A 12,874-nucleotide genomic window follows, 5' to 3' on the forward strand; every position below is an offset into this window, starting at 1 on the left:
AAATTTTAGCATATATTCATTTTTATATGGTATATATTCATACTGTGTTTTTCATTTGCCCCTCCGTGAGCGCAAAAAACCGCCCCGGCTTCCTCTTTCGGAAACCGAGGCGGTTCGTTTGCGTTATTTGTGTCGGTTCAAGCCCTCACGCAATTACTTGCGGGGGTTCTTGATCGCAGCCTGAGCAGCAGCCAGACGTGCAATGGGCACACGGAAGGGAGAGCAGCTGACGTAGTCCAGACCGACGTTGTGGCAGAACTCCACGCTCGTGGGATCGCCGCCGTGCTCACCGCAGATACCCAGGCCCAGATCGGGACGGGTCTCACGGCCATCGTGTGCGGCCATCTTGACCAGCTTGCCCACGCCGATCTGATCCAGGTGCTGGAACGGATCGCTCTCGTAGATCTTGTTCTCGTAGTAAGCGCCCAGGAACTTGGCAGCGTCATCACGGCTGAAGCCGAAGGTCATCTGGGTCAGGTCGTTGGTGCCGAAGCTGAAGAACTCAGCCTCCTTGGCGATCTCGCCGGCAGTCAGGGCTGCACGGGGGATTTCGATCATGGTACCGACCTGGTACTTCATGTCAACGCCAGCATCAGCGATCAGCTCATCAGCGACCTTGACGACAACGTCCTTGACGAACTTCAGCTCCTTGACCTCGCCGACCAGCGGGATCATGATGTGCGGGGTGATCATGCAGCCGGTCTCAGCAGAGACGTTCAGGGCAGCCTTGATCACAGCGCGGGTCTGCATGGCAGCGATCTCAGGATAGGTGACAGCCAGACGGCAGCCACGGTGACCCATCATGGGGTTGAACTCGTGCAGAGAAGCAACCACGTTCTTCAGGTCATCGAAGGTCATGCCCATATCGGCAGCCAGCTCCTTGATGTCCTCATCCTTGGTGGGCAGGAACTCGTGCAGAGGGGGATCCAGGTAGCGGATGGTCATCGGGCGCTCACCCATGATGCGGTACATGGCCTCGAAGTCACCCTGCTGGAACGGCTCGACCTTAGCCAGAGCAGCTTCGCGCTCTTCCACGGTACGGGCGCAGATCATCTCACGGACAGCCTTGATGCGGTCCTCGGCGAAGAACATGTGCTCGGTACGGCACAGGCCGATGCCCTCAGCACCCAGGTCAACGGCCTGCTGTGCATCGCGGGGGTTATCAGCATTGGTCATAACCAGCAGCTGGCGGGCAGCATCGGCCCAGCCCATGAAGCGGTTGAAGTTCTTGTTGCCGGTAGCGGCCACGGTTGCGACCTGCTCGCCGTAGATGTTGCCGGTAGAACCATCGATGGAGATCCAGTCGCCCTCAACGAACTTGTGGCCGTTGATCTCGAAGGTCTTGGCCTCCTCATCGATCTTGACCTCGTTGTCGTTGCCGCAGCCGGAGACACAGCAGGTGCCCATACCACGGGCAACAACGGCTGCGTGGCTGGTCATGCCGCCGCGGACGGTCAGGATGCCCTGAGACACCTGCATGCCCACGATGTCCTCGGGAGAAGTCTCCAGACGGACCAGAACCACCTTCTTCATTTTGCCGGACTTGACCATCTCCTCTGCTTCCTCAGCAGTAAAGACGATCTGGCCGCAGGCGGAACCGGGAGAAGCTGCCAGGCCCTTGCCGACGACTTCGGCAGCCTTCAGGGCAGCGGCATCGAACTGGGGATGCAGCAGGGTATCCAGCTGCTTGGGCTCCACGCGCAGGACAGCTTCCTGCTCGGTGATCATGCCCTCGTCCACCAGGTCGCATGCGATCTGCAGAGCGGCCTGTGCGGTACGCTTGCCGTTACGGGTCTGCAGCATGTACAGGTGGCCGTCCTCAATGGTGAACTCCATATCCTGCATATCGCGGAAGTAGTTCTCCAGACGGGTTGCGATCTCAACGAACTGATCGTACACCTCAGGCATCTGATCCTTCAGGTGGCTGATGGGAGAAGGAGTGCGGACACCTGCCACAACGTCCTCGCCCTGTGCATTGATCAGGTACTCGCCCATCAGCTTCTTTGCGCCGGTGGCGGGGTCACGGGTGAATGCAACGCCGGTGCCGGAACGGTCGCCGGAGTTGCCGAATGCCATCTGCTGCACGTTGACAGCGGTGCCCCACTCGTAGGGGATCTCGTTCATCTTGCGGTAAACGTTAGCACGGGGGTTGTCCCAGCTGCGGAACACAGCCTTGACAGCCTCGATCAGCTGATCGCGGGGATCCTGGGGGAACGGCTTGCCCTCGTTCTCCTCGTAGATCTTCTTGAATACACCGACCAGTTCTTTCAGGTCGTCAGCCGTCAGGTCCACGTCGTTCTTGACGCCCTTGGCTTCCTTCATCTTGTCGATCTCGACCTCGAACAGGCTCTTGGGAACCATCATAACGACGTCTGCAAACATCTGCACGAAACGGCGGTAGCAGTCGTATGCGAAGCGGGCGTTGCCGGTCTTCTTGGCCAGACCTTCCACAGCCTCATCGTTCAGGCCCAGGTTCAGGATGGTGTCCATCATGCCGGGCATGGACTGACGGGCACCGGAACGGACAGAGACCAGCAGGGGGTTGGTGTTGTCGCCGAACTTCTTGCCGGTGATCTCTTCCAGACCCTTGAGATGCTCGAAGATGTCAGCGGTGATATCGTCATTGATCTGACGGCCGTCTGCATAGTACTGGGTGCAGGCATCCGTGGTGATGGTGAAGCCCTGGGGAACCGGCATACCGGCAGCAGTCATCTCTGCCAGACCGGCACCCTTGCCGCCCAGAGTATTTTTCATGGTGACCTTGTCGCCGCCGAAGGCATCGTTGCCCTCGCTGAAGTAGTACAGATACTTTTTGCTCATGCGTGTTTACCTCCCATTTGGTGACCCCCGGTGCCACGCCCGGCGGTCTCATCGCACTTTTTTCTCAAAGCTGATGAACATTGTCTTGTGAATGCTAAACTATTATACCAGAAAATTCCCACATTGCCACCGGGCAAAACACCGAATTTGTTTGATAAATTTTGTGCAATTCCCTTGAAATTTACTCAATTTTCCGCTATTATAAAATGGGAGAAAGTTCGAGAGGTTTTTTGTTTTGCAGAGCCATTTTTCCGTGTCTTGGATACATGCTGTTATCCATTAAAATTTCCGGTGGAATTCCACCTGCGGAACGGGCCGGAATTTCTCCCTCATGGATACAACAAAATACCACACCTTCCCAAGGAGGGACACTATTTATGGAAACCATTTCCAACGAAGCTCTGGCCGCAGCACGCGCCAAACTGGACGCTGCCGAAAGCCGGCGCGAGAACATCCTGCTTTTTCACATCGCCAACGGCGTGAACATTGAGAGCCGTACCGTCCAGATCGACGAAGGCGTTGTCATTGCCCCGGGAGCCACCATTCTGGCGGACACCATCCTGCGCGGCAAGACGGTCATCGGTGCGGGCTGCGTCATCGGCCCCAACAGCCTGATCGAGGACAGCACCGTGGACGAGGGCACCACCGTCAACGCCAGCCAGGTCTACGGCAGCCATCTGGGCCCCCACAACAACATCGGCCCCTTCACCCATGTGCGGGTGAACACTGTCACCGACTACGGCGTGCATCTGGGTGCCTATGTGGAGACCAAGAACTCCAACTTTGCCCGGGGCAACACCGTGAGCCACCTGACCTACATCGGCGACAGCGATGTGGGCAAGTACTGCAACTTCGGTTGCGGCACCGTCACCTGCAACTACGACGGCAAGGATAAGTTCCGCACCCAGATCGGCGATTACTGCTTCATTGGCTGCAACACCAACCTTGTGGCCCCAGTCAAGGTGGGCGATGGCGCTTACACCGCCGCAGGCAGCACCATCACCAAGGATGTGCCTGCCCAGGCGCTGGGCATCGCCCGGGAACGCCAGACCAACCTTGAGGGCTGGGCAGCCCCCAAGATGGAAGCCTACATCGCCAAAAAGCAGAAGCTGGAGGAGGAGCAGAACAAGTAACTCTCCCGCCACCTTATAAGGTATTATACAAAAAGCACCGCCCTGTATCTGTACCGATATAGGGCGGCTTTGTGTTTTTCCCGCAAAACAGATTTCTTTTTCTTCGCGCGTATGTTATACTTAGATGTTGTATCACACTATTATCAGGAAAAGGTATGATCCTATCATGAATGAAAACGATATCTGGCTCATTGCAGGGCTTGGCAACCCCGAAGCAAAATACGATGGCACCCGCCACAACGCCGGCTTTGCCGCGCTGGACTATCTGGCGGGCAAATGGGGCATCAGCGTCAGCAAAACCAAGTTTCAGGGCCTGTGGGGCCAGGGCGAGGTGGACGGCCACAAGGTGGTGCTGCTGAAACCCCTGACCTACATGAACCTCTCCGGCGATTCCATCGCCCCGCTGGCGGGCTTTTTCAAGATCCCCGCCGACCACGTCATCGTCCTGTGCGACGATATCACCCAGGCCCCCGGCAAGCTGCGCATCCGGCCCTCCGGCTCGGCAGGCGGGCACAACGGCCTGAAGAGCATCATTGCCCGGCTGGGCGGGGAGAACTTCCCCCGCATCCGCATCGGCGTTGGTGCCAAGCCCCGCCCGGACTATGACCTTGCCGACTGGGTGCTGGGCAAGTTCCCGCCGGAGGATGCCAAAGCCATGGCCGACCGCTACCCCGACCTGGAGGCAGCGGCCAAGCTTATCATGGACGGTAAGCTGGGGCTGGCACAGAGCAAGTATAATGGGTGAGGGAGAACCCCCCAGTCGCCTGCGGCGACAGCCCCCGCTAATAGGGGGGCCCTTGGCATTGCGTAAAGTTTTACGGTTTTGCCAAGGCCGCCCCTAGTAGGGGCGGTGGCATTGCGAAGCAATGACGGTAGGGTTTAGCTTTCCAAAAGTGTTTGCTTCGAGAGGAGGTCTACGATGTACGAAGCGCTGCTGAAAAGCACAGCGGAATATCAGAAGATCGCGGAGAGCCTGCGCACCCCGGGCCCGGCGGCGCTGTTCGGCCTGCCGCCTGCGGGCCGTGCCCTGCTGTACGCCGCTTTGCAGAAGGATCTGGGACGGCTGGTCTGCATCGTGACCCCCGGCGAGGCCGAGGCCACCCACTTTGCGGACGACCTCAAGGCGCTGGGCCTGACCGCGGCGGTGTTTCCGCCCCGGGACTTCATGCTGCGGCCAGTGGAGGGCGCGGGCCGCGAATACGAGTACCGCCGCCTGTCGGTGCTGGGCGCGCTGGCGGGCGGGCGGCTGAACGCCGTCTGCGTGCCCGCCGAGGCGCTGCTGCAATACACGGTGCCCCGGGATGAGTTCCTGCGGAACACTCTCACCCTCAAGCCCGGCATGGTCTACAACCGGGAAGCACTGGTGGCGCGGCTCTTTGCCGCCGGGTACGTCCGACGCAGTCAGGTGGACGGCCCGGGCCAGTTCAGCGTGCGCGGCGATATCGTGGATATCTACGCGCCGGACATGCACCAGCCCGCCCGTGTGGAATACTGGGACGATGAGATCGATTCGCTGGCCTCCTTCGACCTGCTGACCCAGCGCCGGGACGGCAGTCTGGAAAAGATCTACCTTTCCCCCGCCCGCGAGGTGCTGTTCGGCAGCACCGCTGAGACGGCTGAGGCTCTGCGCGGAGCCATCAAAAAGGCGCGGGGCAAAAAACGCACCGCCATGGAAAAGGCCACAGAGGCCGACCTTGCCCAGCTGGATTCCGGCCTGATGCCCGAAGCCATGGACAAGTATTACGGCATCCGCTACCCGCAGCCCGCCACCCTGCTGGACCATCTGGACAGCCCCATCTTCGTGCTGGACGAGGTGGGCGGCATCCGGGATGCCCAGAAGGCCACCGAGTACCGCCGGGGCGAGGAGCTGACCGGCCTGCTGGAGGAGGGCGTGCTCTGCCCGGGGCTGGACGTGCTCTACCAGACCATGGACGACCTTGCCATTGCGGCCCAGAAACAGAGCACCCTGCTGTGTGAGAACTTCCTGCGGGGGATGAACGAGTTCAAGCTGAAGGACCTCATCAACGTGGAGGCCTTTGCGGCCCCCAACTGGGGCGGCGACCTGGCCTCCCTGCGGGAGGATCTTGACCCGCTGATCGCCCAGGGCTATGCCGTCACCCTCTTCTCCGGCACCCCCAAGGGTGCCGCCGCCCTGACCCGGGACCTGACGGACAAGGGCTACTCTGTGAGCATGAGCCGGGACGTGCGCCCGGCCAAGGGCATCGTGCAGGTGCTGCCCGGCCACCTGACCGCAGGCTGCACCTTCCCCTTTGCCCACGCGGCGGTCATCTCCTCCCGGCGGCACGGGCTGGATGAAGAAGCCGCTGCCGAGAACAAAAAGCGCAAAAAGAACAAAAACGCCCTGTCCAGCCTTTCGGACATCAAGCCCGGGGACTATGTGGTGCACCAGAGCCACGGCATCGGCATGTACGCGGGCATCCAGCGGCTGGAAGTGCAGGGTGCCATCAAGGACTACCTGAAGATCCAGTATTCCGGCTCCGATGTGCTCTATGTGCCGGTGACCCAGCTGGACCTGCTCAGCCGCTACACCGCCCCCGGCGACGAGGAAAAGGTGAAGCTGGCCAAGCTGGGCGGCACCGAATGGCAGCGCACCCGCGCCAAGGTGAAAAAGGCCACCGAGGAGATGGCCCAGGAGCTCATTGAACTGTACGCCCGGCGCAGGCAGGCCCAGGGATACGCCTTCCCGCCCGACGGCGACTGGCAGAACGATTTTGAGACCCGCTTTGAGTACGACGAGACCGACGACCAGCTCCACGCCACCGCCGAGATCAAGCAGGACATGGAAAAGCCCTACCCGATGGACCGCCTGCTCTGCGGCGACGTGGGCGTGGGCAAGACCGAAGTTGCCCTGCGCGCGGCCTTCAAGTGCGTGATGGGCGGCAAGCAGTGCGCCCTTCTGGCCCCCACCACCCTGCTGGCCTGGCAGCACTACAACACCCTGCTCTCCCGGATGGAGGCCTTCCCGGTGAAGATCGGGATGCTCTCCCGCTTCCGCACCGCGAAACAGCAAAAGGAGACCCTGCGGGGCCTGCAGTCCGGCAGCGTGGACATCGTGGTGGGCACCCACCGCCTGCTCTCCAAGGATGTGCGTTTCCACGACCTGGGCCTTGTCATCATCGATGAGGAGCAGCGGTTCGGCGTGAAGCACAAGGAGAAGCTGAAGGAAAACTTCATCGGCGTGGATATGCTGACCCTCTCGGCCACGCCCATCCCCCGCACCCTGAACATGGCCATGAGCGGCATCCGCGACCTGTCCACCATCGAGCAGCCGCCCATCGAGCGCCAGCCCGTGGAGACCTTTGTGCTGGAGTACAACGATGTCATCCTTGCCGAAGCCATGAAGAAGGAGCTGGCCCGGGGCGGTCAGGTGTACTACCTGCACAACCGGGTGGACAACATCGAGTCCACCGCCGCCCATGTCAGCCAGTTGGTACCCGGTGCCCGGGTGGGCATTGCCCACGGCAAGATGACCGAGGAGGAGCTGAACCCGGTCTGGCAGCATCTGCTCAACGGCGAGATCGACATTCTGGTCTGCACCACCCTGATCGAAACGGGCATCGATGTGCGCAACTGCAACACCCTCATCATTGAGGATGCCGACCGGATGGGCCTTGCCCAGCTGTACCAGATCCGGGGCCGGGTGGGCCGCTCCGGCCGCAAAGCCTATGCCTACTTCACCTTCCGGCGGGACAAGACCCTAACCGACATCGCCCAGAAGCGGCTTTCCGCCATCCGGGAGTTCACGGCCTTCGGCTCCGGCTTCCGCATCGCCATGCGCGATCTCCAGATCCGCGGCGCAGGCAGTCTGCTGGGCCACAGCCAGCACGGCCACATGGAGGCCGTGGGCTACGACCTCTATGTGAAGATGCTGGGGCAGGCCATCGCCCGGGCCAAGGGCGAGCCGGTGCAGCGCGACAAGAGCGAGTGCCTGATCGACCTGCGGGTGGATGCCTACATCCCCGAAACGTACATTGCCGACGGGCCGGGCCGCATTGAAGCCTACAAGCGGATCGCAGCCATCCAGACCCCCGAGGATGCCGCCGATGTGCTGGACGAGCTCATCGACCGCTACGGCGACCCGCCGCCCTCGGTCAGCGATCTGGTCAATGTCTCGCTGGCGCGGGTGCAGGCCACCGCTGTGGGCGTGTACGAGGTGACCCAGAAGAAGGACACTCTGGTGCTGCAGGTGGAGCAGCTGGACCTCCGGATGATCCAGGGCCTGCTGGTGGCCTTCAACGGCCGCGTTGTCACCGGGGCCGGCGCAAAGCCCTACCTCTCCGTCACCCTGCAAAAAGAGGAAAAGCCGCTGGAGCTGCTGCAGAGCATCCTGAAAGCCATGGCGGAGATCTTGGCACAAAAGTCGTAAGCTTTCCCGTACTGCCAAGGGCAGCCATATCTTCTTTGGAAATTATCTTAGGAGTAACATCTATGAAAAAGAAACTGATCGCACTTCTTGCCGCCGTGGCAATGGTATTTTCCCTTGCCGCCTGCGGCTCCACCCCGGATTCGGTGGGCACCATCGGCACGGTGGACATCACCTCGGGCCTGTATCTGCTGGCCCAGTACGACGCTTACCAGAAGGCCGCTGATCTGGCCACCTCGGAGCAGGATGCCACCGATGTGAAGGCCTTCCTGAAGCAGACCATCACCGTGGATGCCGACAGCGGCGAGACCGCCACTGTCAGCGACTATGTGAGCCAGAAAACCATGGAGAACCTTGAGACCTACGCCGCCATCGAGACCCGCTTTGAGGAGCTGGGCGGCCAGCTGACCGCAGAAGAGGAAGCACAGGCCGACAGCTACGCCTCCCAGCTGATGGAGCAGTACGGCGACACCTACAAGGCCAACGGCATCGGCCTGAACACCGTCCAGCGGTTTGAGCGCATCCTCATCAAGAGCAGCGACCTGCTGGAGCTGGTCTACGGCGTGGACGGCGAGACCCCGGTGTCGGATGCCGACCTGACCAGCCATCTGGAGAACAACATGTACGAGCTGGCCTATTACACCATCCCGCTCTACAACACCAGCACCTATGCCTCTGCCGATGAGGACCAGACCAGCGAGATGTTGGATTTGGTACAGGATGCCGTGGATCAGACCAATGCCTACGCTGCTTCCTTGACCGGCCTGAGCGATTCCGATTTCAGCAGCGCCCTGCTGGGCTACTTCTCCGGCGTGGTCACCTCTGCCCTGCCGGAGGTCTACGCCGTGCTGGGCTCCACCTATTCCTCCGATTCCAATGCACCTTCTCTGGAACTCATCGGGGACAGCACCGTGACCTCTGCCTTTACTGCAGAGGGTGCCGCCGACACCATCCGGGGCCTGTCCATCGGGCAGGCAGCGGCTGTGAAGTACAACAGCTACGCCCTGATGGCCGTCCTGCGGCTCGACCCGCTGAGCCTGAAGGCGCTGGATGACCTGCGCGGACAGGTGCTCAACGATATGAAGGGGGAGGAGCTCTCCGAGGCGCTGACCGCCTACGGTGCTTCTCTGGAGCACAACCTGAGCAGCTCCGCCATGAACAGGATGCCCGCTTCCAAGATCGTGAACAGCAGCACCAACTAAGTTTTTATTTATATGCAAAAAGGCTGTTGCCTAAACTCCTTCCGTCATCGCTGACGCGATGCCACCTCCCTCTGAGAGGGAGGCTTTCACAGTTCACCGTTACGCCAAGGCTCCCTCCGAGAGGGAGCTGGCACGGCGAAGCCGTGACTGAGGGAGTTACAGGGTAACAGCCTTCTTTTTTTATTCTACGGTCTTTTCAAACGCCGCTTCCAGCGCCTGGTTCACGGCACGCACAGCGGCGGGGTCGGGCTTGATGGCGGCGCGGTCGTAGGTAAACAGGCCGTTCACCTCGTCCTCCACATCGCTCACCTGGGTGTACACCAGGGCCGAAAGCCCCTTTTTCAGCTGGGGGAGCACCGTTTCCAATTGCAGCTTTTTCCAGCGGGCGGTCAGCTCGGCCCGGCTCTTTGCCGTGCCGTAGCCATACGCCCTGCGGGGCGGCTCATGGCCGGGCATGGGCCAGGCAATGCCGCCGTATTCGCTCAAGGCCACCACCCGGCTCCGGGGCCTGACCCGGAGCGGGTAGAAATAGTTGTGCAGGGAATCCACATCTCCCCCGCCCTGATCGTACCAGCCGCTGGCCTCGTCCACAAGGCGGGTATCGTCCAGCCTGCGGACGGCCTCCACGGCCCCGGCGGCATCGAACTGCCCCCACCCCTCATTGAAGGGCACCCAGCAGCCCACACAAGGGTGGCACTGCAGGGCTTTTACCGTGGCTTCCAGCTCCCGGGCATATTCTTCCCTGCCCGCTTCCGTTTCGCGGCCCAGCAGGCCCCAAAGGGGCCTTGCGTCGGGCAGGCGGCGGAGCAGCGGCTGGAGCACGTTGGTCAGGTAGGTCACGAACCAGAGCTTGTAGGGCCCGCCGCCGTTCACCATGTCCTGCCAGACGATGAGGCCCAGCTTATCGCAGTGGTAATACCAGCGCTGCGGCTCGATCTTGGCGTGCTTGCGCAGAAGGTTGAAGCCCAGCTCTTTTATGGTCTGCAGTTCCCGCACCACTGCCCCATCACTGGGCGGGGTGTACAGACCCTCGGGCCAGTAGCCCTGATCCAGCAGGCCGTTGAGCAGGATGGGCTTGCCGTTCAGGCAGAAGCGCATGATCCCGTGGGCATCCGGCGCACAGCTCCACTTGCGCAGGGCAAAGTAGCTGTGCACGGTGTCGCGCTGCTCCTCCTCTCCCTGCGTGGTGCCCACGGTCAGGTCGTACAAAAACGGGCTGTCCGGGCTCCACGGGAAGAAATGCTCCTCCGGGATGTGCAGGGTCACCGCACCGTCCCGGTCAGCCTCGTCGCTGCCCCAGTCCTCGGCAACGGTCACGCCCCCGGCCCGCACCACGGCCCACAGGTTCGCCGCGCCGCCGGGCAGGGAAGTATGGGCTTTCACGGTCACGGTGCGGGCATCATAGTCCGGGGTGACGGTCAGCTCCGTGATGTAGTTCTCCGGCACCCGCTCCAGCCAGACGGTCTGCCAAATGCCGCTCTGGGCCGGGTAGAACATCCCGCCGGGCCGGAGGGTCTGCTTGCCCCGGGCCTGCACGCCGGTGCCGGTGGGGTCCTGCACGGCCACCCAGAGCCGGTCATGGCCGGCAGGATTCAGCGCATCGGTGATATCCAGCGCAAAGGGCCAGTAGCCGCCCCGGTGGCCCCCCACCAGATGGCCGTTGACCTGCACGGCGCAGGCATAGTCCACGGCCCCGAAGTGGAGCAGCACCCGCCCGCCGGTGCCCGCCGGGGGCACAAAGCTCCGGTGGTAGTGGAGCCACGCCCCGGGCTGCAGGGTGCGCCCCACGCCGGAGGCTTTCGTCTCCGGGGAGTAGGGCACCAGAATGTCGCCGTCCCACTTTGCGGGCAGTCCCGCAGAGCCGGTGATGGCGTACTGCCACAGGCCGTTCAGGTTCTCGTAGCTGTCCCGCCGCAGGGCCGGGCGGGGGTATTCGGGCAGAGGATGATGCTGCATACTGTCACCGCCTTTTCTGCTCCCATTGTAGCACAGGCCAACCGCCTTGTATAGGCGCAAAAAGCCCCCGCCGCCGGGGTTCCGGGGCAGGGGCCGTGATGCAGCGCTTATGCCAGTTTTGCTTCCAGCCGGGTGCGGATGGCCTGGATGAATTCCTCGCTGTTCACCTGGGTGGGGGTGATGCCCTCCGCCAGGCCGCAGAGGTCTTTGGTCATAATGCCGTCATTGAGGGTCTGCAGGCTGGCGGCCTCCAGCGCCTCGCCAAACCGGACCAGCGCGGGCAGGCGGTCCAGCTCGCCGCGCTTTTTCAGGGCACCGCTCCAGGCAAAGATGGTGGCCATGGGGTTGGTGGAGGTGGCCTCGCCCTTGAGGTACTTGTAGTAGTGGCGGGTCACGGTGCCGTGGGCAGCCTCGTACTCATAGTTGCCGTCCGGGCTGACCAGAACGCTGGTCATCATGGCCAGCGAGCCAAAGGCAGTGGAGACCATATCACTCATCACATCGCCATCGTAGTTCTTGCAGGCCCAGACAAAGCCGCCCTCGCTGCGGATGACACGGGCCACGATGTCATCGATCAGGCTGTAGAAATAGGTAATACCTGCGGCCTCGAACTTTTCCCGGTACTCGGCATCGTACACCTCCTGGAAGATGTCCTTGAAGGTGTGGTCATATTTCTTGGAAATGGTGTCCTTGGCACCGAACCAGAGATCCTGTTTGCTTTCCAGTGCGTAGTTGAAGCAGCTGCGGGCAAAGCTGTAAATGGAGGTGTCCTTGTTGTACTGGCCCTGCAGGACACCGGCACACTCAAAGTTGTAGACCGTGGCGGCCTGCCGGGAGCCGTCGTCGCCGGTGTAGATCAGCTCCGCCCTGCCGGGGCCGGGGATGCGGAACTCGGTGCACTTGTACACGTCGCCGTAGGCGTGGCGGGCAATGGTGATGGGCCTTGTCCAGTTCCTGACCACCGGTTTGATGCTGTCGATCATGATCGGCGCGCGGAACACGGTGCCGTCCAGCACGGCGCGGATGGTGCCGTTGGGGCTCTTCCACATCTGGTGCAGGTGGTATTCCTCCACGCGCTGGGCGTTGGGGGTGATGGTGGCGCACTTGACCGCCACGCCATACTTCTTGTTGGCAAGGGCGGCATCCATGGTCACCTGATCCTGGGTGGCATCCCGGTTGGGCAGGCCCAGATCGTAGTACTCGGTCTTCAGATCCACAAAGGGCAGGATGAGCTCCTCCTTGATGATCTTCCAGAGCACACGGGTCATCTCGTCGCCATCCATCTCCACCAGCGGCGTGGTCATCTTGATCTTTTCCATAACAGTTTCCCTTTCCTCTGTTTCAAAAAATACTGTGACCTCCGGCGGCACTGCCAGATG

The 12,874-nt window shown here is 61.6% G+C and carries 7 protein-coding genes; 4 read left to right on the forward strand and 3 right to left on the reverse strand.

Translation table 11 applies throughout. The features are described 5' to 3' along the window. Positions 1-153 precede the first annotated feature (153 nt). Positions 154-2,820, reverse strand: a complete 2,667-nt coding sequence (gene ppdK / locus J3352_RS12570) for a pyruvate, phosphate dikinase (protein WP_097786469.1) — start codon at positions 2,818-2,820, stop codon at positions 154-156. 377 nt (positions 2,821-3,197) lie between these two features. On the opposite strand from ppdK, the gene J3352_RS12575 reads away from it, so the two are divergent. The 4 genes from J3352_RS12575 to J3352_RS12590 all read left to right on the forward strand — a co-directional run bounded on the left by J3352_RS12575 (position 3,198) and on the right by J3352_RS12590 (position 9,539). Further along, positions 3,198-3,953 (forward strand): DapH/DapD/GlmU-related protein, encoded by a 756-nt coding sequence (locus J3352_RS12575; RefSeq protein ID WP_156067431.1) that lies wholly within the window; start codon positions 3,198-3,200, stop codon positions 3,951-3,953. 166 nt (positions 3,954-4,119) lie between these two features. Continuing rightward, positions 4,120-4,698: an aminoacyl-tRNA hydrolase gene (pth, locus tag J3352_RS12580; protein ID WP_156067429.1), complete on the forward strand. Its 579-nt coding sequence runs from the start codon at positions 4,120-4,122 to the stop codon at positions 4,696-4,698. Between the two features lie 174 nt (positions 4,699-4,872). Further along, a complete protein-coding gene (gene mfd, locus J3352_RS12585; RefSeq protein WP_156067427.1) occupies positions 4,873-8,340 on the forward strand; it encodes a transcription-repair coupling factor in 3,468 nt (1,155 codons plus the stop codon). A gap of 62 nt (positions 8,341-8,402) precedes the next feature. Then, on the forward strand, positions 8,403-9,539 hold the full coding sequence (locus J3352_RS12590) for a foldase (protein ID WP_156067425.1): 1,137 nt from the start codon (positions 8,403-8,405) through the stop codon (positions 9,537-9,539). 180 nt (positions 9,540-9,719) lie between these two features. On the opposite strand, the gene J3352_RS12595 is transcribed toward J3352_RS12590, so the two are convergent. Together J3352_RS12595 and J3352_RS12600 are read right to left on the reverse strand one after the other, a co-directional pair. After that, the gene (locus tag J3352_RS12595) at positions 9,720-11,495 is read right to left on the reverse strand and encodes a glycoside hydrolase family 2 protein (protein WP_156067423.1); all 1,776 of its coding nucleotides are present in this window, start codon (positions 11,493-11,495) and stop codon (positions 9,720-9,722) included. Positions 11,496-11,602: 107 nt separating this feature from the next. Next, positions 11,603-12,814: an NADP-dependent isocitrate dehydrogenase gene (locus J3352_RS12600; protein WP_156067421.1), complete on the reverse strand. Its 1,212-nt coding sequence runs from the start codon at positions 12,812-12,814 to the stop codon at positions 11,603-11,605. Positions 12,815-12,874: the final 60 nt, after the last annotated feature.

This window comes from Faecalibacterium sp. Marseille-Q4164, from assembly GCF_017377545.1.
GTDB classification, from domain to species: domain Bacteria; phylum Bacillota; class Clostridia; order Oscillospirales; family Ruminococcaceae; genus Faecalibacterium; species Faecalibacterium duncaniae.

Bases quoted from the DNA above. Each gene is read 5' to 3' on its own strand.
- ppdK (WP_097786469.1), bottom strand. From the start codon at position 2,820: ATGAGCAAAAAGTATCTGTACTACTTCAGCGAGGGCAACGATGCCTTC.
- J3352_RS12575 (WP_156067431.1), top strand. From the start codon at position 3,198: ATGGAAACCATTTCCAACGAAGCTCTGGCCGCAGCACGCGCCAAACTG.
- pth (WP_156067429.1), top strand. From the start codon at position 4,120: ATGAATGAAAACGATATCTGGCTCATTGCAGGGCTTGGCAACCCCGAA.
- mfd (WP_156067427.1), top strand. From the start codon at position 4,873: ATGTACGAAGCGCTGCTGAAAAGCACAGCGGAATATCAGAAGATCGCG.
- J3352_RS12590 (WP_156067425.1), top strand. From the start codon at position 8,403: ATGAAAAAGAAACTGATCGCACTTCTTGCCGCCGTGGCAATGGTATTT.
- J3352_RS12595 (WP_156067423.1), bottom strand. From the start codon at position 11,495: ATGCAGCATCATCCTCTGCCCGAATACCCCCGCCCGGCCCTGCGGCGG.
- J3352_RS12600 (WP_156067421.1), bottom strand. From the start codon at position 12,814: ATGGAAAAGATCAAGATGACCACGCCGCTGGTGGAGATGGATGGCGAC.